Raw genomic sequence first — 22,145 nt, 5'->3', positions numbered from 1 at the left:
GTTTTTTACTTATGCCTTTTTCTTAAATAAGTTTGCAATACTTAATGCAAGCCCTCCCCAAATGACTACTATTCCAATAACCATCATCATAATCGCTGATCCACTCATTATGAAACACCTCGATCTTTCCATTCTTTTTCAAGCTTGGCAGAATCCGAATGTATTTGTGCATTCCATTTCTTTAGACTAATAATTAGCGCAACGATAAGGAAGGCTGCTGCTATCGACCAACCATACGTTACAACAAACTCAGTCGGATAATCTCCATAATTCTTTTTAATATTTTGGATTGTACCATCAATTAGCATATACCCTAACATAAGCGGAGTAATAACGAGTAAACTCACTCTCCAAAACGTTCCTAATTTAATATCAGATACAAAGTTTGCATGATTTTGATAAACTGGTAAACGGCGTAAAATGAGCCCTATCGTAACTACTTCCGCAAGTGCAATTGTAATTAATCCGAAATTATTAGCGAAATAGTCGACAACATCTAAGAACATAAGTCCACCACGTGTTGCAAAAACAAGAGAAACTAACACGAGAAGGGTTCCCATAATTCCAATAGTTTTTTCCCGACTTAAACTGAATTTTTCAGATACAGCGGCAAAGCATACTTCCGCGAGTGAAATAAGTGATGTAATTCCAGCAACCGTTAACGATAAGAAAAATAAAACACCAAACAACGGTGACATCGGCAATTCATTAATAATTTGGGGAAATACTACGAACGCAAGCCCAACGCCAGCACTTGCTACTTTATCAACCGGTACTCCCATATTATTTGCCATAAATCCAAGAGCTGCAAAGACCCCAATACCTGCTAATAATTCAAATCCTGAGTTTGCAAATCCAGTAATAAAGGCATTATTTGTTGTATCCGAGTTTTTCGGTAAATAACTAGAATACGTAATCATAATTCCAAATGCTAAAGATAAACTAAAGAATATTTGACCGTAAGCAGCAAGCCATACTTTCCCATCAAAAATACGACTCCAATCTGGTTTAAAGAATGCATCTAGTCCTTGCATAGCACCTTCCATCGTCACTGCACGAACAACGATAATAAGGAACATAACAACTAATAAAGGAATAAATATACGGTTAACAACTTCGATTCCTTTTTTAACTCCTTTAAATGCAACGCCAAGCACAATAATCCAAACGAGAGCTAACGGAATTAATACTTCTGGTACAAGTCCTCCAAATTGTCCTGGCTTATCTGCAACATGTAAGTACTCTTTAAATAAAAATGATTGCGTGTCTTTTCCCCATGCTCCAGTAATTGCAAAGTATGTATACGATATAGACCAAGCAATAATCACTGCATAATATGTTGAAACAATAAATGTTACGCACATTTGCCACCATCCAATAAATTCTGCACGCGGGCTAATACGGAAAAATGTAAGTGGTGCTGAGCCACGATGACGATGACCAAGGGCAAACTCAAACGCTAACAATGAAATACCAGTCGTTAATAATGCAAATAAATACGGTAAAAAGAATGCTCCTCCTCCATTTTCATACGCTGTATAAGGAAAACGCCATATGTTTCCTAATCCAACGGCAGATCCGACCGCTGCGAAAATAAATCCAGCTCTCGTTCCCCATTGTTGCCTCGTTTCCATGTTTCCTTCCCCCTTTATGACAAGTTCATACTTGGATTATATTTTAAATTGACTAAATTATCAATAAATTCTGTTAATTTTTTCGAAAATTAACATCTCTCTCCTATTAACGGCATAAAAAAATCGAATAGACAATTATTCGTCTATTCGATCTTTCATCTGTTTTAATATTTTCTTTTCAAGTCTTGAAACTTGTACTTGCGAAATGCCTATGCGCTCGGCTACTTCTGACTGTGTTTGATCTTTATAGTAACGCAAGTATACAATTAAGCGCTCTCGTTCATCTAGTTCTCTAATCGCTTCTTTTAAAGCAATTTTATCGAACCATTTCGTTTCAGATTGATCTGCAATTTGATCTAAAATAGTGATTGGATCTCCATCGTTTTCATATACAGTTTCATGTATAGATGAAGGGGCCCGGCTCGCTTCTTGTGCTAGAACAACTTCCTCTGGCGTTAGTTCTAGTGCCTCTGCCACTTCATTAATCGTTGGAGCCCTTCCGAATTCTTTCGAAAGCTCATCTCTCATCTTTCGAATTTTGTTTCCTGTTTCTTTTAAAGACCTACTAACTTTCACTGATCCATCATCGCGTAAGAAACGTTGTATTTCACCAATAATCATTGGAACTGCATATGTTGAAAATTTCACGTCGAAAGATAAATCAAATTTATCTACCGATTTCAAGAGCCCAATACATCCAATTTGAAATAGGTCGTCTGGTTCGTATCCTCGATTAAGAAACCGCTGTACAACCGACCAAACGAGGCGCATATTACTTTGAACGATTGTATCTCTCGCTTGTTGATCTCCATCTTGACTTTTTTGAATTAACGCTTTTAGCTCGTGGTCCTTTAACTGAGGTTTCTTCTTCTCATTTTTGACCTCTATGTCCATAGGCTATTCTCCTTAATTGCATAGAGCGTTACTATTTGATAAGTATTTTGTCAAATGGATTGTTGTCCCGAAAGATTCGTTTGAAATAACTTCTACTTCATCCATAAAATTTTCCATGATAGTAAATCCCATTCCGGAACGCTCTAATTCAGGTTTAGTTGTAAAAAGGGGTTGTCTCGCTTCATCTAAGTTAAAGATTCCAATCCCTTCATCTCGAATCGTGAGTTTCACCATTGCTTCTTCCAAAATTACAGAAATATAAACAATACCTTCTGCATTTCCTTCGTATCCATGAATAATTGCATTTGTAACCGCTTCTGACACAACTGTTTTAATCTCCGTTAATTCTTCCATCGTTGGATCTAGTTGTGCAATGAAAGCCGCCACTGTAACGCGAGCGAATGATTCATTTTGACTTAATGCTGAAAATTGAAGGTTCATTTCATTTCTCATCTATGCCACCCCCAACGTCGCGAGCGCGTGCGCTTCACTTTCTTCTAAGCGAACGATTTTGAATAAGCCCGACATTTCAAATAAACGCTTAACAGGCGGTGAAATTGCACAAACAACCATTTCTCCACCTAATCCCTTTACGTGTTTATATCGGCCTAATATAACACCTAGACCAGAACTATCCATAAACGATAAGTTCTCTAGGCTCAAAACAATATGATGAACACCATGTGTCTCAATCATATCTGTTACTTTCGTTCGCAACTCTTCAGCCGTATGATGATCTAATTCACCCTCTAGTCTCACACATAGGACGTCACGTTTTACTTCTAATTGCATGGAAAGACTCACACGATTTCCTCCTTATGCTCAAACTTTACTTATTCACATACATAAAGATTTTCGTGATACAAAATAAGAATCCTTCCTGCTGACAAAAGAAGAACTATTTCGTCATAAAGTGAAACCTTTCAGCATTATTCACTTACATACGAATAGAAAAGCGGCAAAATATTTGCCGCTATTTTGATGTTGAAAACATCCCAAAACTTCTTTTAAATAACTCCCACCAGCTCGCTGCAGCAACATCTTCTTTTGCTACAATTGTTTGTTTTAATAAAACATCTTTATCTTTTTTAATAACAAGTGTACCAAGCGCGTCACCTTTTTTAATCGGTGCTTTTACTTTCTTTTCAGCAATTACTTCTTGTTTTACCTTGTCCATATTCTCGCCCTTCTTCATAAGAAGAGAAACATTATCTGACGCAACTAAATCTACTTTTTCTTTTTTCCCTTTTCCTACTTGAACTGTCTTAATTTTTTCGCCGCGCGTATACAATTTCTTTGTCATATATTGTCCAAATGCATAGTCAAGAAGCTTCGTCACTTGGTTGTTCCGTTCTTTTGATGTTGGTGCTCCCATGACAACTGAAATGACACGCATGCCATTTTTTTCAGCCGATGCTGTTAAACAATATTTCGCTTCTGTCGTAAAACCTGTTTTTACTCCATCTACGCCAGGATAAAAACGTACTAGTTTATTCGTATTAACGAGCCAAAACTTTTTATCCGTATCTTCACGTAAATAATCTTCGTACTTACCTGTGTATTTACGAATAAGTGGATACTTCATCAATTCTCTCGCCATTATAGCCATATCATTTGCTGTCGAATAATGGTCTTTGGCCGGAAGACCTGTTGGGTTTTGAAAATGTGTATTTTTCAGCCCTAAATCTTTCGCCTTTTTGTTCATCATATTTACAAATCCTTCTTCTGAACCTGCGATGTGCTCGGCTACTGCAACAGATGCGTCATTTCCAGATGCAATTGCAATACCCTTTAACATCTCATTTACAGTCATCTCTTCCCCAGGTTCTAAAAAGATTTGCGATCCACCCATTGAAGCTGCATGTTCACTCGCTCTAACTTTATCGGTCAGTTTTAGTTTTCCTTTTTCAACTTGTTCCATAATTAAAAGCATTGTCATAATCTTTGTCATACTAGCAGGTGGTAATTTTTCATTTGGGTTTTTATCAAATAAAACTTTACCTGTATCTTGCTCAATTACGATTGCTGACGACGCTTGTTCCGCTAACTTCGGCGTTGTTTCTTCTGTTTTCTCCTGCTTCGTTTTTTCAGATTGCGCAAAACTCACTGAAGTTCCAGAAAGCAATAACATGAAACAAACAAGTATTCCAAAAACTCGCTTCATGACTAACCCTCCATTCTATATCAGACCTATTTTTTCCAATTCCCCTTTTTTTAATACCAATTTTTTCTATTATTTTCAGTTGACAAATACATTCGTCCCCTATATTGTATTAAGTGTATTACACATAGTAGTACACTTAATACATATGAGGAAGGAGACATTGCTCTTGCATATTCAACTTGACCCAAGAAGCAACACTCCGATATGGGAACAAATTGTTCAAAATATAAAAGAACTCGTATTGAAAAACATGTTGGCTCCAAGTGATAAACTTCCTTCTGTACGCGAACTCGCTTCTTTACTCGTTATAAATCCAAATACAGTGAGTAAAGCGTATCAAGAGTTAGAGCGACAAGGAATTATTGAAACGTTACGAGGAAAAGGAACATTTGTATCCCAATCGATTACCCCAACATTAGACGAAAGGAAAATCGCTATGGTTGAAAAGCAATTTCATCAATTACTATTAGAAGCCTCTTATCTTGGTGTTACAAAAGATAAAATTCATGATTGGATAGATTCATACTATAAAGAGATTGGAGGAAATACAGATGCTGAAAGTGACAAGCCTGAAGAAAACAATTGATAATCAAACGATTTTAGACGATGTTTCTTTCACATTGCAAAGAGGGAGTATCATCGGATTACTTGGAAGAAACGGCGCGGGAAAAACAACTTTATTACGAACGATGGTCGGCATTTTAGACCCAGACGAGGGAACTGTTACATATGAGGATATCGACATCCATAAAAATCCTGAAACGAAACAAAAAATCGTATATGTTCCGGATTCTACTAACATACTGAACGGTTATACAGTAAAAGAAATCGTAAAGTTTTATAAAGAAGTTTATACCGCATTTGATGAAACACATTTCTATGAACTATTAGAACGTTTTAACTTACCAAACAAACGAATTCGTAGCTATTCAAAAGGCATGAAAGCACTGCTCGCCATCATTTTAGCTGTTTCTACAAAAGCAGAATATATTATTTTAGATGAACCGACAAATGGACTTGATCCTATCGTAAAAAGGAAAATTTTACAGTTTCTCGTTGGAGAAGTTGCAGAAAAAGAGATTACCATTTTCATATCTACCCATCATTTAGATGAAGTGGAACAAATTGCAGATACAATCATTATATTAAAAGGCCATACTATCTCGTCTATTACATCACTAGACGATGCAAAATCACGATTTGCAAAAATACAAGTAGCTTACGAGCGTTCATTACCTCAAAAACTAGAAAACTTAAGCAATATTAAAATATTAAATCAAACGGGAAAAGTATATACAATCTTAATTGAGGGAAATGTGGCTACAACACTCGAGAAGTTTTATAAAGAACAACCACTGCTCATTGAAGAATTAACAATGTCACTTGAAGATGTCTTCGTTACGACACTGGAGGAGGATGGGTATGTTTCATAAGGCGTTGTGGATGTGGAATTGGAAGCGTGGGAAATATGCTGCGTTACTATTCTTCTTTAGTTCGCTTTATCTTCTATCTCTCGGATACTATAGAAGTGCTCAGATGGAACTCGATAAATATTACGAATTACAAGAAAAAGGGGAACAGTATTATTATTTTTATACCTTTTCTGCACGAGATGGTAATAATTTTTGGTTAACTGTTCTTATCATTGCTTTAGCCTGCTTATTGATAGGATGGGAACGTAGCAACCAATCTAATACACTACTTATGACGATGCCATTTAAAAGAAAACATGTTTTCTTATCTAAATGGGCTTTCGGTTCCTTCTGTATTGTGAGCTCGTTACTTATAAATTGGATTATTATGTATGTTATTTATAGAACAACTATCCATTTTGATTATCAATCATTTAGTCCACTTCACCGATACTTTCTTTATGCGATAGTTTCTTATGCTGCAGTCTATACAGCTGCTCTATGTATCGGTACTTTTACTGGAAGTATTGTTTCACAGGTCATTTTTTGCATTCCATGGCTACTAATGGGCCTTACATTTATTCCACTAGTGTACACTTTTACACTAAACCATTTAGAGGCTACCGATACTAAAAATAATAAATTAGATCAACAACTATATGAAATCAATCAAAAAACAAATATAGTTGTACCAATATATCGCTTTTCTATTGATTATAACTATCAGCCAGATTCTCGGAAGAGGGACAACGATCCAACTACTTTAAGAAATCCAGCATCTCACGTATATTATTCAGCCAAATCAATGTTAGTCCCTATTTTCTATACAATATTTTATTTACTACTTGGGACATATTTATATGTGCGTTCACCAAATGAAAATAGTCAAAGGATATTTATTTTCCAAAAACATTTAAAAATATGTATATGGGGGACAACCATTTACTTTTCATTACTAGGTGGCTATAAAATCAATCAATTTTATTTCTTACCTAACTACTATATCAGTTTGTTTCTCGCTGGAATCATTACTTATGTTGTATTATCACGCCTAACAAATTATAAAGTTTTTTAAAGGAGAGATCCTATGTTTCAAAAAGCACTATGGCTAAGAACGTATCAACAAAGTAAATATGTTGTATGGTTATTTTGGCTCGTCAGCTTCTATAGTTTGTCATATAAATACTATATGACTTCTATTCAACAGCAACACTTTCTAAATGACAATAAAAAATGGAACTATGTATATCATTATCACTTTGATTTAACACTTTTAGATCCTATCATGCTGTTAGGTAGCATACTGACCATTCTAGCTTGTACGTTAATTGGATGGGAAAGACAAAATAACGCTAGCGACTTGTTATGGTCTATGCCCTTTAAACGTTCACACCTTTATATAACAAAGTGGTTGTTTGGAATCTGTAATATCGCCGCTGTTGTCATTTTAAACTGGGGGCTATTTGCTATTATGAAAAGGTTGACTTTTCATAATAAATATCAAGTATTTTCACCGTTTCATAGTTACTTTATATATATGTTAATTGTATTAATCGCTATTTATACACTTGCCTTATGTATAGGAACAATCGCTGGAAATGTGATATCGCAAGGATTTCTTACTGCAGCTATATTAATCTTCCCAGCGTTACTTCCATCTCTAATATCAGGAGTCATTGCTGTTCACTCGAGTGCCGACTTTCATGAGAACAATGGCATTATACATGATGTTATGGAAAACATACGTATTTCTAGTCCAGCAGAAGATTTTACTATTAACTTTAATTATGATCCACAAAGCGCTTATACTGATCAAAATGGAGTACGTCATAACGAACCAAACTTTACAAAGATTCCGCCGGCAAAAACATTGATTGCACCTATTGCACATATACTTATTTTATTACCACTCGGTATTTATTTATATGCCCGTTCAATCAATGAGCGAAATGGTAACTATCTATTATATCCAAAGTTACAAAAGTTAGTAATGGCATGCGCTATTTTCTTTGGTGGGATCGTTGGAGGTTTAATACTAAGTCGCGCGCACTCATTGTCCAGCTTTTACATCGGATTTTTAATAACTAGTTTCATTACGTATTTCTTCCTACCTAAAATATTAAAATGGAAAGTCTCTTGGAATTTCAAATAAAATAACCTCCTCTCGATGAGGAGGTTATTTCACATTCTCTCTCCTATCCCCATACACCATCTCTTCTTTCATCCCAAATCCATCACCATTTTGCACAATTTGCTCTGTCGGGGCAACTACACTTTCGGCAATTTTCCATTCCCCACGCTCTTTTACGAATACTTGTAGAAAATAGTTCATGCCATCTAATTGATATGCATTTTCTTTTTTCACATTATAGTGAATCGCAATGTAGTACACTTGAATGTTTTCTTTCCCTATTTTTGATACGTATTGCGATAGTCTCGGTATATAAAGTGCTCCTTTCTGAAAAGATAGTTGCTTCGCTTTAACAAGCGATGAACTTGTTACATTACGTAATGTGTCCCGATTACGAATATTATCGCTATGGTGGAATAATACTGCGTTTTGCATAGAACGAACCCATAATTTCGAATATAAGACTGTATTATCATTTTCAATGTACTTCACTTCTTTTCGCACTACTTGGATAGGCGTATCTGCGTACGTGAATGTTTGAAAACAGAAAAAACCACCAAATAAAATGGTAAGTGCAGCAATATATTTCATAATCTTTCCTCCGATCTTTTAATTAAAGTATCGGAGTTTCAAAATATTTTTATTCAAAAGAAAAAGGATAGGAATGCTTTCGCTTCCTATCCTCATTTATTATAATACGCGGCCAAATAGTTCTAAGACCATTTCTATTTCTTGGTCGCTCCAACCTTTAAATCTCTCTTTATAATATTCTTTACGCACAGCTTCAAGTTTTTCAGTTACTTCTCTTCCGTGCTCTGTAATTTCTAAGTACACGATTCGACGATCTGAATTAGAACGTTTTCTTTCTACTAATCCTTTTCGTACGAGACGATCTGTAACAGCTGTAATATGACTGGAGGTTACGTTTACTTCACTCGCAATTTGCGAAGCCATCTGTGGACTGTTTAAAAATAACGCACGTAATACAGAAAATTCATTATATGGCATATGTTCTGCAAAACGTGTATTAATATCATTTTGTAATAAACGTATCATTTTTCGAAATGATGCAGATAAATCTAAAATCAGCGTTTCTCTTTTTTCGTTCAATAGCCTCGTCCCTTTTTTATCATATTTACACATATTATAATCTATAAATACCTATGTTGTATATGCTTTCTTTCCTCAACATTCTCATTTATGTAACTTTTTTCATATAAATTTCTTTTTTGTTCACACATATACATATAAAAAGGATGGTGATGGAAAATGCAGGGTGGAATGAATCCTTATTTACACAACGTACGCACTGCTAATACTGGTAAAGAAGCTACTATTACTGTACAAGGAGAAGGTGTTGTAAAAGCAAAACCGAATGTTGTTATATTAACACTCGGCATTCGAACAGATGATAAAAATGTAAAACAGGCTCAAGAAGAAAATGCAGTGCAATCCAAACAATTGCTGGATGCACTTAAACAGCTTGGTATTGCCGATAAAGATATAGAGACGATTTCTTATACAATTACTCCTCAATACGAATATGTAAATGATAAAGCATTGCTGCAAGGATACCGCGTGGAGCATTTGTATGAAATTACCGTTTTAAATGTACAAAAAGCTGGGGAAGTATATGATATAGCCGTTTCAAATGGTGCAAATGTAGCAAAAGGTTTACGTTTCCGAGTATCTCATCCAAATAAATATTATGAGCAAGCTCTCATTCAAGCTCTGCACCAAGCAGTAGAAAAAGCTCGTGCTATTGCGAGTACATATAATTTAAATATTAATCCTGTTCCCCTCTCATTCGTTGAAGAATCTGCCCAATTACCAAGGGAGGTTACGTCTTATGCTACTTTACATGCGCAAGCAGCTCCACCCATTCAATCGGGAGAGTTAGAAATTATTTCAACAATACGGGCAATTTTTACGTATTTATAAATAATTTCATTTATAAGTAAACGTTATCATTTTCCTTGTTGTAAAAACATGATGTTCTGATATAATAAAGGACGGTGAGCTCTTACGAAAGAGATATCACGGGTGGGAGAGGGATATGAAAAAGAAGGTTTAACATGAAAGGAATACTTGAAAGAACATTTAAATTAGGTTTACACGAAACATCACCAAAACAAGAAGTTTTAGCTGGAGTTACGTCATTTTTCACGATCGTATATATTATGATTGTAAATGCATCAATTTTATCCGATGCTGGCATTCCTCTTGAAGCTGGAATTTTAGCAACTGTTTTCAGTTCATTTGTCGGATGTCTACTCATGGCATTTTGGGCAAATGCACCTGCTATTCTTGTCCCTGGTATGGGTGTAAATGCATTCTTCACGTACACAGCTGTGCATACGCTTGGACTAACTTGGCAAGAAGCATTGGCTGCTGTCTTTATCTCTGGTATTATTTTTGCAATTGCCGCTTTTACACCAATCGCTCGCGTGCTATCAGTATCAATTCCAAAGTCATTAAAGGAAGCAATTACTGTCGGCATCGGATTATTTTTAGCGTTTATCGGATTGCAAAAAGGTGGCTTAGTCGTTTCGAACCCAAATACTGCTGTTGCAATGGGTAAATTAAGTAACCCTGTCGTTCTTGCGACCGTGCTTACTCTTATCGTTGCACTTGTACTATTTATTCGTAACGTACGTGGAAACTTTTTATGGACGATTGCAATAGGAACTGGTATTGCATGGCTATTTGGCCTTGTTGATACAAGTCAAATCGGAAATAGTTCATTCTCATTCGCTAATTACGGCGATGTGTTTGGAGCTATGTCATTTGGCAAACTTTCTTCCTTACCGTTTTGGATTGCAACATTCTCCTTAAGCATGGTGCTTATTTTTGAGAACATGGGACTTCTGCACGGTTTATTAGAAGATGACCGTAAATTCCCACGTGCTTACCAAGCCAATGCAATTTCAGCAATGACATGTGGTCTATTTGGCACAAGCCCTACCGTATCAACAGTAGAGAGTGCCGCAGGTATTACTGCAGGCGGAAAGACAGGTCTGACGTCTATCGTTACGGGGTTGTTATTCTTTGCATCATTGTTTGCACTTCCGTTTGTCAAACTAATTCCTGATAGTGCCATTGCACCAATCTTAATTATTATTGGCGGCCTGATGATTACAAGCATTCAGCAAATTCCTCTGAACGATTTTTCAGAAGGATTTCCAGCGTTCTTAATTATCGTCATGATCCCGCTCACATATAGTATCGCTGATGGCATTGCGTTCGGATTTATTGCTTACCCTATCTTAAAAGTTGCTCTTGGAAAGCGTAAAGAAGTCGCACCATCTATGTATATCATTACATGCTTATTCTTAGCTATGTTTGTATTACATGCTATTGGTTGAAAAAAAACACCGAGGAAATCCTCGGTGTTTTTTTACTTAAACCATCCTTTTTTATAAAACCAGGCCATCATTCCGCCGCCAATTAATGCCATTAGAAGAAGACAAATAAAATAACTATATTGTCCACCAAGCTCTGGCATATGCGTAAAGTTCATTCCATATACTCCCGCAATAAATGTTAATGGCATGAAAATAGTCGAGAATACAGTTAATGTTTTCATAATGTTATTCATATGATGTGAGTTTAATGAAAAATAACTATCCCGAATATCCGCCGTTAACTCTCGACTTGCCTCAATCATTTCCGTAAGTTTAAGTAAATGATCATGTATATCTTTAAAATAAATCTCATGATCACTTATACCGTAAAAACGAGTGGAATTCAAAATACGATACAATAAATCACGCATTGGAATAATTGTACGTCTTAACTTAGATAAATCTGCCCTAATATCAAATACTTCTTCTAGTACGGCTCCTGCTGTCTCACCTGTTAAATTATCATCAATCGCATTTAAATGATCTTCAATGTAATATACAGGTGCGAAATAATCATCTACAATTTGATCAGTGATCGTATGTGCTACATGTAAAGGTCCTTTCTTAATCCGCCTCTTCTCACCAAGTGTTTTCCATACTCTTTCAATTGCATTATTATGAGAAAAATGGAAAGAAACAATATAGCGATCACTAACAAACAAATCAATTTCATGTGGTTCTAGCCCATCTTCTCCAAACGCGTGAAGAACTAAAAAGTTATATCCATCATAAAAATCAACTTTTGGCCTCTGTACGTATTCTAGACAGTCTTCAATTGCAAGGGGATGGAACTTAAAATGGTCTTGCAGAATATATGTATACTCTTCTTTCGTTGGCTTATATAAATCTAGCCAATACCATACAATATGGTCTTTCTTTGTTTCTTCTAGAGAAACATCATATAATACTTCATCTGTTTTTGTTACTGCACAAATTCTAATCATAATTTCACCCATTATTATTATAAACAAAAAATAGTAAAAAAAGCCAAGGAGAAATCTCCTCAGCTTTTTTTATTACTTCGTTACGATACCGTGTACTAAAGTTGGTGCATCTACGTGTTCTTTAGAGATCTTCATGTTCTCATAAATTTTCGCTTTTACATCTTCAACATTTTCGCGGTTTGCGTAAATTGTAACGAGAGATTCACCTTGCTTCACGCTATCGCCTACTTTTTTGCGCAGCATTAGACCAACTGCTAAATCAATTTCAGACTCTTTCGTTGCACGTCCTGCTCCTAAAAGCATTGCTGCTGTTCCGATTTCGTCTGCAACGATTTCTGATACATATCCGTCTTCTTTCGCTTCCACTTCAATTTTAAATTGTGCTTGTGGCAATTTAGAAGGGTCATCAACAACAGATGCGTCACCGCCTTGCGCTGATAAGAACGTTTTAAATGATTCTAGCGCTTTTCCGTTGTTCATTACTTCAATTAGCTTTTCACGTGCATCTTCTAAAGATGAAGCTTGTCCAGCAAGGTACACCATTTGACTTCCAAGTGTTAAACATAGCTCTTCTAAATCTTTCGGCCCTTTACCTTGTAATGTATCAATTGCTTCTTGAACTTCTAATGCGTTACCGATAGCTTCACCGAGTGGTTGACTCATATCAGAAATAACTGCCATCGTATTACGACCAACGTTATTACCGATACGTACCATTGCTTCTGCTAAACGTTTTGCATCTTCATCCGTTTTCATAAATGCACCTGCTCCAGTTTTTACATCAAGAACAATTGCATCTGCACCAGCAGCAATTTTTTTACTCATAATCGAACTTGCAATAAGCGGAATTGAGTTTACTGTTGCTGTTACATCACGAAGTGCATATAGCTTTTTATCAGCAGGTGTTAAGTTACCACTTTGGCCGATAACAGCGATTTTGTTTTCATTTACAAGACGCATGAATTCATCGTTTTCAATTTCCACATGGAATCCTGGAACTGCTTCTAATTTATCAATTGTACCACCAGTATGTCCTAAACCGCGTCCAGACATTTTCGCTACTGGTACATCTAAAGCAGCTACTAATGGACCTAATACAAGTGTCGTTGTATCACCAACACCACCTGTTGAATGCTTATCTACTTTTACACCTTCAATAGCCGATAAGTCGATTGTATCACCGCTATTTACCATTGCCATCGTTAAATCAGCACGCTCTTGATCGTTCATATCTTGGAAGAAAATTGCCATTGCAAGTGAACTTACTTGATAATCAGGAATATCACCATTCGTATATCCTTCAACAATAAAGTTAATTTCTTCTGTCGTTAATGCATGTCCGTCACGTTTTTTTGCAATTAGGTCCACCATTCTCATTGTGAAGTCACCCCTTCATTTGTTTTACGATTGCTTTTACTAATGCTAAGAAGTTAGCTTTAACACGTTCTGTCGTTTCAATTACTTCATCGTGGTGAAGTGGTTGATCTAAAATACCAGCTGCCATATTTGAAATACAAGAAATACCCAATACTTTCATACCAGCGTGACGCGCTACAATTACTTCAGGTACTGTTGACATACCAACTGCATCTCCGCCAAGTGTACGAAGCATACGAATTTCAGCAGGTGTTTCATATACAGGACCTGTCATTCCTACGTATACACCTTCTTGTACTTTAATATTTAAGTCTGCTGCAACTTGTTTCGCCATTTCGCGAAGTTCTACTGTATATGATGTAGACATATCAGGGAAACGTACGCCCATTTCAGAATCATTCGGTCCGATTAATGGATTCGTACCCATGAAGTTAATGTGGTCTGAAATTAACATAAGATCGCCTGGCTCAAATGATGTATTTACACCACCAGCTGCGTTTGTTACAACTACTGTTTCTACACCTAGTTCTTTCATAACACGAACTGGGAATGTTACTTTTTGCATGTCGTATCCTTCATAGAAGTGGAAACGTCCTTGCATTGCTACTACTGTTACACCTTGAAGTGTACCAAATACTAGTTGACCTGCATGGCCTTCTACAGTTGATACTGGGAATTCAGGGATTTCACTGTAAGGTACTGTTACTGCATTCTCAATTTCGTCTGCTAATACACCTAGTCCTGATCCAAGGATTAGTCCTACTTGTGGTGTCTCTTGAAATTTCTCTTTTAAGTATGAAGCTGATTTTGTAATAAGTTCACGATTCATTTGTTTATCCCCCTATTTCTTTAGCTCGTTTAAGAAGCTTGTTCCGTATTCTGGCATTTTCACACCGAAGTTTTCTGCTACTGTTGCACCAATATCAGCAAATGTTTGACGAAGTGGTAACTCTTGTCCGCCTTCTTTCATGCTTGGGCTATATGCTAATAATGGTACATATTCACGTGTATGGTCAGTACCAGGGTGAATTGGATCATTACCGTGGTCTGCTGTAATTAATAATAGATCATCTTCTTTTAGTTTTGCGAATACTTCTGGAAGACGTGCATCATATTCTTGCAGAGCTTCTCCGTATCCTTGTGGATCACGGCGGTGGCCGAATAATGCATCAAAGTCAACTAAGTTTAAGAAGCTAAGACCTGTAAAGTCCATATTTAATGTATCTACAAGCTTATCCATTCCATCCATGTTAGACTTCGTACGAAGTGATTCAGTTACCCCTTCACCATCATAAATATCAGAGATTTTACCAATAGCAATTACATCGTAGTCACTATCTTTTAATTCGTTCATTACTGTACGGCCGAATGGTTTTAATGCATAGTCATGACGATTTGGTGTACGTGTAAAGTTTCCAGGTTCACCAACGAATGGACGAGCAATAACACGACCTACCATGTATTTCTCATCTAATGTTAATTCACGTGCAATTTTACAGATTTTATATAACTCATCAAGTGGCACTACTTCTTCGTGTGCTGCAATTTGCAATACGCTATCAGCAGAAGTATAAACGATTAAAGAGCCTGTTTCCATTTGCTCTTGACCAAGTTCATCAAGAATCTCAGTTCCAGAAGCTGGCTTATTACCGATAATTTTACGGCCTGTTTTTTCTTCTAATTCATCAAGTAATTCTTTCGGGAATCCTTCTGGGAACACTTGGAATGGTGTATCAATGTAAAGGCCCATGATTTCCCAGTGACCTGTCATTGTATCTTTACCAGTAGATTTCTCTTGCATTTTTGTGTAATATCCAAGTGGTTTCTCTACTTTAGAGATACCTTTCATTTCTCGAATGTTACCAAGACCTAATTTCACCATGTTAGGCATTTGTAACCCATTCATATGTTCAGCAATGTGACCAATTGTGTCAGATCCTAGATCACCAAATTGCTCAGCATCTGGTGCTTCACCGATTCCCACAGAGTCCATTACGACTAGGAATATACGTTTATATTTATTCATAACTGCGACCTCCTATAAGTTCAGTTCTACTTCTTGTAGTATGTTCAAAACGCTATAAAGTGAAACTGTTATCCAAAAGAATTCTCATTGTCAAACAGTACTTCTTTAAATCATTTTCTAACCTATTTCGTTTACTTGAAACGATTCAAAAACATTTCTAGTTTTTTCTAAGTCAGATGTCAGACATCTGATACTGATATCATAACATGTTTACGCTTTCTTTTTAATACATTTTCGTAGAATTTCTCATTTTCTTCACACTTCTATTGTAATCCATTCTGCAACGAAGTGCTAATTTTTTTATGATTTATTTCTTCATATTAAAAATAAAAAGTAGCTCTAAAGAGCTACTTTTTATTTTACTTCTATTGTTTCTTCTTTATGTTCATGCAATTCGCCTTTTCTTACATGTACTTTCACTTTGTAAGCACCGTTCTCTTTGAAAGTATGTTTCGTTTCATACTCTCCTTTATTCCCTTCTTTCGCTGGAATAAATTCGTGTTTTTCAACACCATCTTTCCAAATCTCTAGTCGTACTTCAGCACCAGTTAATGCTTCTTCTTTTTGCTTTAAATGAACTTTCATTGTAGATTCAGCATTTGCCTTTATGTCTCCAGCCATAAGATGGATCATTGTGTCACTTTTATGATCTCCATGTCCTGCACTGTGATCACTATTTTCTTTTTTCGCATCTTCTACTTTCGCATTTCCTACAGCAACTTTCACTTCTGGCATAACGTGCATTTCACGTGCATTTGTGTGAGCAATAATATGGTATACTCCATCCGTTTCGAATGTTTTCTCTACTGCATAAACACCTTTTCCTTTATGCTTACCATCTAACATCTCGTGCTTTTCGTCGCCATCTTTCCAAATTTCAAACTTTACATCATCGGCATCCGTTACTTTTTCTTTCCCTTGTGTAACAAGTGCTTGTACTTCTGTTTTTTCACCTGGTTTAATTTCTTTCGGATTTGTTTGGACTGCTACTTTTACAGCTTCAAGTTTCTGTTCTTTTTTCGGTTCTTCTTTGTTTGTATTACAGCCAGCCAACGCTAGCATCGCGATAAATAAAGTTATAATCAGTTTTTTCATCATCATTTCCTCCTTTATACTTTATTTAGTATAGAGGAAATACATTGTAATATTCCAGTCTTCTGCTGAAAACAATATACGAAATGTTTGTGAAGTTTCTGTGAAACGGTCTTCCCCTCTTAATCTATGAAAAAAAGAGCATAGTAACTATGCTCTCGGATGAAACTGTTTATATACATCTTTTAATCTAGTTTTTGAAACGTGCGTATAGATTTGCGTAGTTGAAATATCTGCATGTCCAAGCATTTCTTGTACAGCACGTAAATCTGCTCCATTTTCTAATAAGTGCGTAGCAAACGAGTGACGCAACGTATGAGGTGTAAGTTCTTTTTCAATATTTGCCTCTTTCGCTAATCGTTTTAATATTTTCCAAAATCCTTGTCTTGATAATCGATTACCATGATGGTTTAAAAAGAGTGCATCTACTACTTTTTTCCCCATTAATTCTCTTCTTCCTTTTTCAATATACTTTTGAATCGCTTCCGTTGCTAAACTTCCTAGTGGAATAATTCTTTCTTTATTCCCTTTCCCTATGCAACGAACAAATCCCATCGTTAAATGTACATCTTCTAAATTGAGTGCAATCAATTCTGAAACACGAAGTCCTGTCGCATACAGTAACTCTAGCATCGCCTTATCACGAATACCAAAAGCACTTGTCATTTTTGGTGTTTGAAGTAACGCCTCTACTTCATCAACTGATAATACCTTTGGTAATTTCCGTTCCCCTTGTGGCGTTTCAATATGTACGGATGGATCGTGTTCTACCGCTCGTTCACGAAGTAAAAATTGGTGGAACGAACGAATTGATGCGATATGACGCGCCAATGTTTTCGAAGATTTTCCGTTCTCTTTTAAATACTGCAAAAAGTTAACAATGTGTAAACGGGTCACTTCATGAAAAGTTTTCGTCTGTTCCACATTTTGCAAATACTTTACGTAGCTTTTTAAATCCCGTTCATAAGATACTACTGTATTCTTTGCTAATCCTTTTTCGACAACCATATAATGAATAAAATCTTTTAATTGATCTTCCACTCTACACTACTCCCCATTTTCATAGAAAAACATCATTCTATTTACGAAAGCATCCTTTGCCGGTTCTTCATTCCCTGATACTTTTTCTACAGTCTCTTCTTTAGGTTTTTCATAACGATGATAGCTTTCATATTCTTCATTTATCCATAGTATAGCGAAATAAAACAAAATCGTACAACTTGTAAATAATAAAAATACTTTTATTCCATCAAAAGTTAATTTTAAAGCTCGGCGCATTGTAAATTCCTCCAAAATATAAGTTATTACAACATATGCCAAGCTTTCACCAATTTATACCTTATTCAAATAAAAAACCTCTTCCTAGATAAATAGGAAAAGGTTATTTTTCATCCGTTTCATTTTCTTGACAATTTTTACAAATCCCATGGAATGTTAAACGATGATCTTTCACCTTAAAGCTCCAGTCTCGTTCTACTTTCCTTTCCACTTCACCAAGTAAATCTTCTTGTATTTCTTGTACAGCACCACATTGTGTACAAATCAAATGATGGTGGAAACGCTGCGCACCTTCTTGGCGTAAGTCATAGCGTGAAACACCGTCTCCGAAGTTAATCTTATCGACAACTTTTAACTCAGATAATAGTTCTAAAGTTCGATAGACGGTTGCTAATCCGATCTCTGGCGACTTTTCTTTTACAAGGAGGTAAACATCTTCTGCGCTTAAATGATCTTCTTCATTTTCTAGCAGCACACGAACTGTTGCTTCACGTTGCGGTGTTAATTTGTAGCTCGCTGCATGTAATTGCTTCTTAATTCGTTCAATTCTTTCTTCCATTCGGTACTACTCCCTCCTCGCCACTCTTACACCATTATATCAGAAGAAGGGCTTCTGTCAAAAGAAAAAACAATAAAAACAAATTGATAATTATTCTCAAAAAGTATTTATTTTTTATTAATAGCCTCAACGACTTCTTTCATTAAAACTGGTGATGCGTAAGCCTCCACACTAGAAGCAAGTGCTAACACCACTCCAATTACGAGAAAGAAGCATGTATAACGGATTAATAATGGTAATAGTGGCTCGGTTATTTTTCTAATAAATTGATGCCTAATCATCCGTAAAGAAAAACTTGCAGCAATGGTTGTCATAACGAGAAAGACTGGAATGATAATTAAATTTTGTGGCAAAACAGATACAAATGCTAATAATAGTCCATTCCATCCATGCTGACTTACTAAAAAACCAACTGTAAATCCAACGACAACTCCTTTTACAAATAATAAAATAAAAATAAGTGGTAATCCAATAATTGAAATTCCTAAAATCCAAATAAATCCGATGTATTTTAATTGCGAAAAGTAACTTTCTCGAAACATTTCGCCCGCAATGGCAAATTCTCCTTTAGAGACTTGTCCAAAAAAACGTTGTAAATAAAATGATAAATCTTGTTTTTGATTGATTTGTAAACTATTCACGAGAATGGCTCCGAATATTACTCCCATCAATAATAAAACAGCGTTAAATATATATAATGAAGAGTTTTCCTGTATGTGAGACATTACACGGTCTTGCCAATTTTTTCGCCACATTTTTCTTCCCTCCGTTCACACTCTTATTAAAAATGTATGAAAGAAAGAAAAAAGTATGACGAATTAACATTGAAATTCCGCTCTACTTTGCTAAACTAAAAAGTAGAGAATAGGAGGGATTTCTCTTGAAACCATTATTATTAGATTTTCCAACATTATTTCAAACTGAACGCTTGCAAGTTCGTAAACCATTTCCAGGTGATGGTGCAGAAGTATATGAAGCAATCCAAGCTTCTCTAGAAGACTTAGTACCGTGGATACCAATTAACGCTGAAACAGAAGAGAGTGCTGAAGAAATTGTTCGCGAAGCTCACGGACAGTTTTTACTTCGTGAAACACTTGATTTTCACTTATACGATAAAGTATCTGGTACATTCATCGGAGCAATTACACTAAAGCCTGAAAACTGGGATATTCCAAAGTTTTCACTTCACTTCTGGCTACATAGTGCCTATACAAAACAAGGCTATATGACCGAAGCTGTTAAAGGTGCAATTCAGTTCGCCTTTGATAAACTAGGCGCTAGAAGAATTGAAATTCGTACTGATGCAACAAATATAAATGCATGTAGCTTAGCAGAACGTCTAGAATTCATTCTAGAAGGGACAATGGAAAATGATTTCCTAGCACCAGATGGTAGCTTACGTGATGCACGTGTATATGCAAAAATCAATTAAAAAACACTCGCCTTTGGCGAGTGTTTATTTTTGTAGTTGTAAATATTGTACTGCAAACATCGTCTTCGCATCATGAATACGAAGATCTTTCATAAGAGTAATCGCTTCTTCTAACGATACTTCCATTAATTCCACAAACTCATCTTCATCTAACTCAGCTTTATTTTCTTTTCTTGTCAAACCTGTCGCTTTATATACATATAAAATTTCATCTGCGAATCCTGGAGATGTATAGAAAGAAGTAATGAGCTCCATATTTTCACATACATATCCTGTTTCCTCTTCTAATTCACGAACTGCTGTTACCTCAGGTTTTTCACCAGGTTCTAACTTGCCAGCCGGAATTTCTATAATCGCCTTTTCAAGTGCTTTACGATACTGCTCAACAAGCACAATTTTCCCCTCATCAGTAATAGCAATAATAGCAACTGCACCAGGGTGATTTACAATTTCACGTTTACTCATTGCTCCATTTGGTAATACTACATCATCAACACGAACTTTTATAACTCTACCATCAAAAATTGGCTCAGTTTTTACTGTTCTCTCTGCAAGATTACTCATACTACTTCATCTCCCTGTTCTATTTCCTATTCTTTCCTCATACATTTTACCACATTGAAAGGAGCGTGATAGAAATGAAAGTTTATATTTTACCAAATCGCGTCACTTTAGTCGGAAAAGCATGGCAAATTCGCCATAAGCTAAAGCAATATAGCAAAGAGTATACAACTGTACAAGAGTGGATTACAGCAAATAAAGTGAAACATTAATCATGCTTTTACGGGCAGTTAATGCGAAGCGGAAAGTAAACGTTTGTCAACCTCTTTTCCCTCTCGTACAATAAAGGTAAGGAGGTTGACCTATGAAAAAACGTCAATTAGGAAACTCAGATTTGTTTGTTACAGAAATGGGCCTTGGCTGTATGTCTCTCGGTACATCTGAAACAGAAGCTATGCATATTATCGATGAAGCGATCGATTTAGGAATTAATTTTTTTGATACAGCAGATTTATATGATTACGGATTAAATGAAGAATTTGTTGGAAAAGCCTTGAAGGGAAGAAGAGACCAAATTGTACTTACAACGAAGGTTGGAAATCGTTGGACAGAAGAAAAAAATGGCTGGTCTTGGGATCCTTCTAAAGCTTACATAAAGACTGAAGTAAAGGAAAGTTTACGTAGACTTCAAACTGATTATATTGACCTTTACCAACTTCATGGCGGAACAATTGAAGATCCAATAGATGAAACAATTGAAGCTTTTGAAGAATTGAAAAAGGAAGGTATTATTCGCCATTACGGTATTTCTTCTATACGCCCAAATGTCGTTCGTGAATATGCAAAACGCTCAAACATCGTTAGTGTACTAATGGAATATAACCTTTTAAATCGTCGTCCAGAAGAATGGTTCCCCCTTCTAAATGAACACCAAATTAGCGTCATTGCCCGCGGGCCACTTGCAAAAGGAATTTTAACTGACAATAATGCAAGAAAGATAGAAAGAGTAAAGGAAAAGGATTATCTCTCTTATTCTTACGATGAATTACATGCAACTCTAGCAAGTGTAAAAGAAATGATTGGAGAACGCTCTTTAACAGGAACAGCTATTCAATATTGCTTACATAATAAGACTGTTGCAGCTGTTATACCTGGTGCAAGCTCTCTTCAACAATTACAGGAAAATATACGAGCTAGTCAACAGTTACCTTTAACGAAAGAAGAATATATACAACTTCAAAAGATTGTTAAATATGACACATATGCTTTGCATCGTTAAAAATATCGAATTACCGAT

General features: G+C 35.9%; 27 protein-coding genes. 9 read left to right on the top strand and 18 right to left on the bottom strand.

Going from position 1 to position 22,145, the window contains the following annotated elements; translation table 11 throughout:
* Nucleotides 1-9: 9 nt before the first annotated feature.
* The 6 genes from ACTFO4_RS04050 to dacF form a co-directional block, all read right to left on the bottom strand.
* The gene (locus ACTFO4_RS04050; RefSeq protein WP_000016826.1) at nucleotides 10-108 is read right to left on the bottom strand and encodes a methionine/alanine import family NSS transporter small subunit; all 99 of its coding nucleotides are present in this window, start codon (nucleotides 106-108) and stop codon (nucleotides 10-12) included.
* Nucleotides 108-1,634, bottom strand: coding sequence for a sodium-dependent transporter (locus ACTFO4_RS04045; protein ID WP_000450089.1), 1,527 nt, complete (start codon nucleotides 1,632-1,634; stop codon nucleotides 108-110). The genes ACTFO4_RS04050 and ACTFO4_RS04045 overlap by 1 nt, the downstream gene beginning before the upstream one ends.
* A 135-nt stretch (nucleotides 1,635-1,769) precedes the next feature.
* Nucleotides 1,770-2,528: an RNA polymerase sporulation sigma factor SigF gene (sigF, locus tag ACTFO4_RS04040; RefSeq protein WP_000350729.1), complete on the bottom strand. Its 759-nt coding sequence runs from the start codon at nucleotides 2,526-2,528 to the stop codon at nucleotides 1,770-1,772.
* Between the two features lie 12 nt (nucleotides 2,529-2,540).
* Nucleotides 2,541-2,981 (bottom strand): anti-sigma F factor, encoded by a 441-nt coding sequence (gene spoIIAB, locus ACTFO4_RS04035; RefSeq protein ID WP_001243398.1) that lies wholly within the window; start codon nucleotides 2,979-2,981, stop codon nucleotides 2,541-2,543.
* Nucleotides 2,982-3,332 carry an anti-sigma F factor antagonist gene (gene spoIIAA / locus ACTFO4_RS04030; protein WP_000059135.1) on the bottom strand — a complete coding sequence of 117 codons (351 nt, stop codon included), beginning with the start codon at nucleotides 3,330-3,332 and terminating at the stop codon, nucleotides 2,982-2,984.
* Nucleotides 3,333-3,501: 169 nt separating this feature from the next.
* Nucleotides 3,502-4,692: a serine-type D-Ala-D-Ala carboxypeptidase DacF gene (dacF, locus tag ACTFO4_RS04025; protein WP_000831998.1), complete on the bottom strand. Its 1,191-nt coding sequence runs from the start codon at nucleotides 4,690-4,692 to the stop codon at nucleotides 3,502-3,504.
* Nucleotides 4,693-4,858: 166 nt separating this feature from the next.
* Here dacF and ACTFO4_RS04020 point away from each other — a divergent pair, with 166 nt between their 5' ends.
* From ACTFO4_RS04020 to ACTFO4_RS04005, 4 genes are read left to right on the top strand one after another with little or no spacing between them, the layout of a single operon-like run.
* Nucleotides 4,859-5,278, top strand: a complete 420-nt coding sequence (locus ACTFO4_RS04020) for a GntR family transcriptional regulator (RefSeq protein WP_017673592.1) — start codon at nucleotides 4,859-4,861, stop codon at nucleotides 5,276-5,278.
* Nucleotides 5,244-6,125, top strand: a complete 882-nt coding sequence (locus ACTFO4_RS04015; RefSeq protein WP_017673591.1) for an ABC transporter ATP-binding protein — start codon at nucleotides 5,244-5,246, stop codon at nucleotides 6,123-6,125. Before ACTFO4_RS04020 ends, ACTFO4_RS04015 begins: the two co-directional genes overlap by 35 nt.
* Nucleotides 6,115-7,179 carry an ABC transporter permease gene (locus tag ACTFO4_RS04010; RefSeq protein WP_440013100.1) on the top strand — a complete coding sequence of 355 codons (1,065 nt, stop codon included), beginning with the start codon at nucleotides 6,115-6,117 and terminating at the stop codon, nucleotides 7,177-7,179. Before ACTFO4_RS04015 ends, ACTFO4_RS04010 begins: the two co-directional genes overlap by 11 nt.
* Before the next feature lie 12 nt (nucleotides 7,180-7,191).
* On the top strand, nucleotides 7,192-8,256 hold the full coding sequence (locus ACTFO4_RS04005) for an ABC transporter permease subunit (RefSeq protein ID WP_000486538.1): 1,065 nt from the start codon (nucleotides 7,192-7,194) through the stop codon (nucleotides 8,254-8,256).
* Between the two features lie 24 nt (nucleotides 8,257-8,280).
* On the opposite strand, the gene ACTFO4_RS04000 is transcribed toward ACTFO4_RS04005, so the two are convergent.
* Both ACTFO4_RS04000 and ACTFO4_RS03995 read right to left on the bottom strand, forming a co-directional pair.
* Nucleotides 8,281-8,826, bottom strand: a complete 546-nt coding sequence (locus tag ACTFO4_RS04000; protein WP_000873775.1) for a hypothetical protein — start codon at nucleotides 8,824-8,826, stop codon at nucleotides 8,281-8,283.
* A 99-nt stretch (nucleotides 8,827-8,925) separates the two neighbouring features.
* Nucleotides 8,926-9,345 (bottom strand): MarR family winged helix-turn-helix transcriptional regulator, encoded by a 420-nt coding sequence (locus ACTFO4_RS03995; RefSeq protein WP_001003307.1) that lies wholly within the window; start codon nucleotides 9,343-9,345, stop codon nucleotides 8,926-8,928.
* A 159-nt stretch (nucleotides 9,346-9,504) separates the two neighbouring features.
* On the opposite strand from ACTFO4_RS03995, the gene ACTFO4_RS03990 reads away from it, so the two are divergent.
* Complete coding sequence (locus ACTFO4_RS03990) at nucleotides 9,505-10,176, top strand: SIMPL domain-containing protein (protein WP_001161449.1); 672 nt, start codon at nucleotides 9,505-9,507, stop codon at nucleotides 10,174-10,176.
* A gap of 134 nt (nucleotides 10,177-10,310) precedes the next feature.
* The gene (locus ACTFO4_RS03985; RefSeq protein ID WP_000676248.1) at nucleotides 10,311-11,600 is read left to right on the top strand and encodes an NCS2 family permease; all 1,290 of its coding nucleotides are present in this window, start codon (nucleotides 10,311-10,313) and stop codon (nucleotides 11,598-11,600) included.
* A 32-nt stretch (nucleotides 11,601-11,632) separates the two neighbouring features.
* On the opposite strand, the gene corA is transcribed toward ACTFO4_RS03985, so the two are convergent.
* The 9 genes from corA to spoIIM all read right to left on the bottom strand — a co-directional run bounded on the left by corA (nucleotide 11,633) and on the right by spoIIM (nucleotide 19,640).
* Nucleotides 11,633-12,595 (bottom strand): magnesium/cobalt transporter CorA, encoded by a 963-nt coding sequence (corA, locus tag ACTFO4_RS03980; protein WP_002026281.1) that lies wholly within the window; start codon nucleotides 12,593-12,595, stop codon nucleotides 11,633-11,635.
* Between the two features lie 60 nt (nucleotides 12,596-12,655).
* A complete protein-coding gene (locus tag ACTFO4_RS03975) occupies nucleotides 12,656-13,960 on the bottom strand; it encodes a pyrimidine-nucleoside phosphorylase (protein WP_001243069.1) in 1,305 nt (434 codons plus the stop codon).
* A 7-nt stretch (nucleotides 13,961-13,967) separates the two neighbouring features.
* Nucleotides 13,968-14,789, bottom strand: a complete 822-nt coding sequence (locus tag ACTFO4_RS03970; protein WP_001078446.1) for a purine-nucleoside phosphorylase — start codon at nucleotides 14,787-14,789, stop codon at nucleotides 13,968-13,970.
* Nucleotides 14,790-14,801: 12 nt separating this feature from the next.
* Nucleotides 14,802-15,986 carry a phosphopentomutase gene (deoB, locus tag ACTFO4_RS03965; RefSeq protein ID WP_001046079.1) on the bottom strand — a complete coding sequence of 395 codons (1,185 nt, stop codon included), beginning with the start codon at nucleotides 15,984-15,986 and terminating at the stop codon, nucleotides 14,802-14,804.
* Nucleotides 15,987-16,340: 354 nt separating this feature from the next.
* Nucleotides 16,341-17,081, bottom strand: coding sequence for a FixH family protein (locus ACTFO4_RS03960; protein WP_416809616.1), 741 nt, complete (start codon nucleotides 17,079-17,081; stop codon nucleotides 16,341-16,343).
* Between the two features lie 147 nt (nucleotides 17,082-17,228).
* Complete coding sequence (gene xerD / locus ACTFO4_RS03955) at nucleotides 17,229-18,119, bottom strand: site-specific tyrosine recombinase XerD (protein WP_000390088.1); 891 nt, start codon at nucleotides 18,117-18,119, stop codon at nucleotides 17,229-17,231.
* A 6-nt stretch (nucleotides 18,120-18,125) separates the two neighbouring features.
* Nucleotides 18,126-18,356 (bottom strand): YqzK family protein, encoded by a 231-nt coding sequence (locus ACTFO4_RS03950; RefSeq protein ID WP_001250432.1) that lies wholly within the window; start codon nucleotides 18,354-18,356, stop codon nucleotides 18,126-18,128.
* Between the two features lie 103 nt (nucleotides 18,357-18,459).
* Nucleotides 18,460-18,915: a ferric iron uptake transcriptional regulator gene (gene fur, locus ACTFO4_RS03945; protein WP_000392657.1), complete on the bottom strand. Its 456-nt coding sequence runs from the start codon at nucleotides 18,913-18,915 to the stop codon at nucleotides 18,460-18,462.
* A gap of 107 nt (nucleotides 18,916-19,022) precedes the next feature.
* Complete coding sequence (spoIIM, locus tag ACTFO4_RS03940) at nucleotides 19,023-19,640, bottom strand: stage II sporulation protein M (protein WP_013142149.1); 618 nt, start codon at nucleotides 19,638-19,640, stop codon at nucleotides 19,023-19,025.
* Between the two features lie 155 nt (nucleotides 19,641-19,795).
* Between spoIIM and ACTFO4_RS03935 the strand changes: the two genes are divergently transcribed.
* Nucleotides 19,796-20,347: a GNAT family N-acetyltransferase gene (locus ACTFO4_RS03935; RefSeq protein ID WP_000803479.1), complete on the top strand. Its 552-nt coding sequence runs from the start codon at nucleotides 19,796-19,798 to the stop codon at nucleotides 20,345-20,347.
* 24 nt (nucleotides 20,348-20,371) lie between these two features.
* Here ACTFO4_RS03935 and ACTFO4_RS03930 read toward each other — a convergent pair whose 3' ends face one another.
* A complete protein-coding gene (locus ACTFO4_RS03930; protein WP_000067042.1) occupies nucleotides 20,372-20,911 on the bottom strand; it encodes an NUDIX hydrolase in 540 nt (179 codons plus the stop codon).
* A 74-nt stretch (nucleotides 20,912-20,985) separates the two neighbouring features.
* On the opposite strand from ACTFO4_RS03930, the gene mciZ reads away from it, so the two are divergent.
* Together mciZ and ACTFO4_RS03920 are read left to right on the top strand one after the other, a co-directional pair.
* Nucleotides 20,986-21,120 carry a Z-ring formation inhibitor MciZ gene (mciZ, locus tag ACTFO4_RS03925; protein WP_000870302.1) on the top strand — a complete coding sequence of 45 codons (135 nt, stop codon included), beginning with the start codon at nucleotides 20,986-20,988 and terminating at the stop codon, nucleotides 21,118-21,120.
* 92 nt (nucleotides 21,121-21,212) lie between these two features.
* A complete protein-coding gene (locus ACTFO4_RS03920) occupies nucleotides 21,213-22,127 on the top strand; it encodes an aldo/keto reductase (RefSeq protein WP_000747210.1) in 915 nt (304 codons plus the stop codon).
* Nucleotides 22,128-22,145 lie beyond the last annotated feature (18 nt).

It is taken from the genome of Bacillus cereus group sp. MYBKT14-1, from assembly GCF_051915185.1.
GTDB classification, from domain to species: domain Bacteria; phylum Bacillota; class Bacilli; order Bacillales; family Bacillaceae_G; genus Bacillus_A; species Bacillus_A cereus.
This window is presented reverse-complemented; position numbering and strand designations above follow the sequence as displayed.

Bases quoted from the DNA above. Each gene is read 5' to 3' on its own strand.
- ACTFO4_RS04015 (WP_017673591.1), top strand. From the start codon at position 5,244: ATGCTGAAAGTGACAAGCCTGAAGAAAACAATTGATAATCAAACGATT.
- ACTFO4_RS03975 (WP_001243069.1), bottom strand. From the start codon at position 13,960: ATGAGAATGGTGGACCTAATTGCAAAAAAACGTGACGGACATGCATTA.
- ACTFO4_RS04010 (WP_440013100.1), top strand. From the start codon at position 6,115: ATGTTTCATAAGGCGTTGTGGATGTGGAATTGGAAGCGTGGGAAATAT.
- sigF (WP_000350729.1), bottom strand. From the start codon at position 2,528: ATGGACATAGAGGTCAAAAATGAGAAGAAGAAACCTCAGTTAAAGGAC.
- ACTFO4_RS04050 (WP_000016826.1), bottom strand. From the start codon at position 108: ATGAGTGGATCAGCGATTATGATGATGGTTATTGGAATAGTAGTCATT.
- ACTFO4_RS04005 (WP_000486538.1), top strand. From the start codon at position 7,192: ATGTTTCAAAAAGCACTATGGCTAAGAACGTATCAACAAAGTAAATAT.
- spoIIM (WP_013142149.1), bottom strand. From the start codon at position 19,640: ATGTCTCACATACAGGAAAACTCTTCATTATATATATTTAACGCTGTT.
- ACTFO4_RS03990 (WP_001161449.1), top strand. From the start codon at position 9,505: ATGCAGGGTGGAATGAATCCTTATTTACACAACGTACGCACTGCTAAT.
- ACTFO4_RS03970 (WP_001078446.1), bottom strand. From the start codon at position 14,789: ATGAATCGTGAACTTATTACAAAATCAGCTTCATACTTAAAAGAGAAA.
- ACTFO4_RS04045 (WP_000450089.1), bottom strand. From the start codon at position 1,634: ATGGAAACGAGGCAACAATGGGGAACGAGAGCTGGATTTATTTTCGCA.
- ACTFO4_RS03985 (WP_000676248.1), top strand. From the start codon at position 10,311: ATGAAAGGAATACTTGAAAGAACATTTAAATTAGGTTTACACGAAACA.
- ACTFO4_RS03920 (WP_000747210.1), top strand. From the start codon at position 21,213: ATGAAAAAACGTCAATTAGGAAACTCAGATTTGTTTGTTACAGAAATG.
- dacF (WP_000831998.1), bottom strand. From the start codon at position 4,692: ATGAAGCGAGTTTTTGGAATACTTGTTTGTTTCATGTTATTGCTTTCT.
- deoB (WP_001046079.1), bottom strand. From the start codon at position 15,986: ATGAATAAATATAAACGTATATTCCTAGTCGTAATGGACTCTGTGGGA.
- ACTFO4_RS03950 (WP_001250432.1), bottom strand. From the start codon at position 18,356: ATGCGCCGAGCTTTAAAATTAACTTTTGATGGAATAAAAGTATTTTTA.
- mciZ (WP_000870302.1), top strand. From the start codon at position 20,986: ATGAAAGTTTATATTTTACCAAATCGCGTCACTTTAGTCGGAAAAGCA.
- fur (WP_000392657.1), bottom strand. From the start codon at position 18,915: ATGGAAGAAAGAATTGAACGAATTAAGAAGCAATTACATGCAGCGAGC.
- spoIIAB (WP_001243398.1), bottom strand. From the start codon at position 2,981: ATGAGAAATGAAATGAACCTTCAATTTTCAGCATTAAGTCAAAATGAA.
- ACTFO4_RS03930 (WP_000067042.1), bottom strand. From the start codon at position 20,911: ATGAGTAATCTTGCAGAGAGAACAGTAAAAACTGAGCCAATTTTTGAT.
- ACTFO4_RS03960 (WP_416809616.1), bottom strand. From the start codon at position 17,081: ATGAAAAAACTGATTATAACTTTATTTATCGCGATGCTAGCGTTGGCT.
- ACTFO4_RS04000 (WP_000873775.1), bottom strand. From the start codon at position 8,826: ATGAAATATATTGCTGCACTTACCATTTTATTTGGTGGTTTTTTCTGT.
- corA (WP_002026281.1), bottom strand. From the start codon at position 12,595: ATGGGTGAAATTATGATTAGAATTTGTGCAGTAACAAAAACAGATGAA.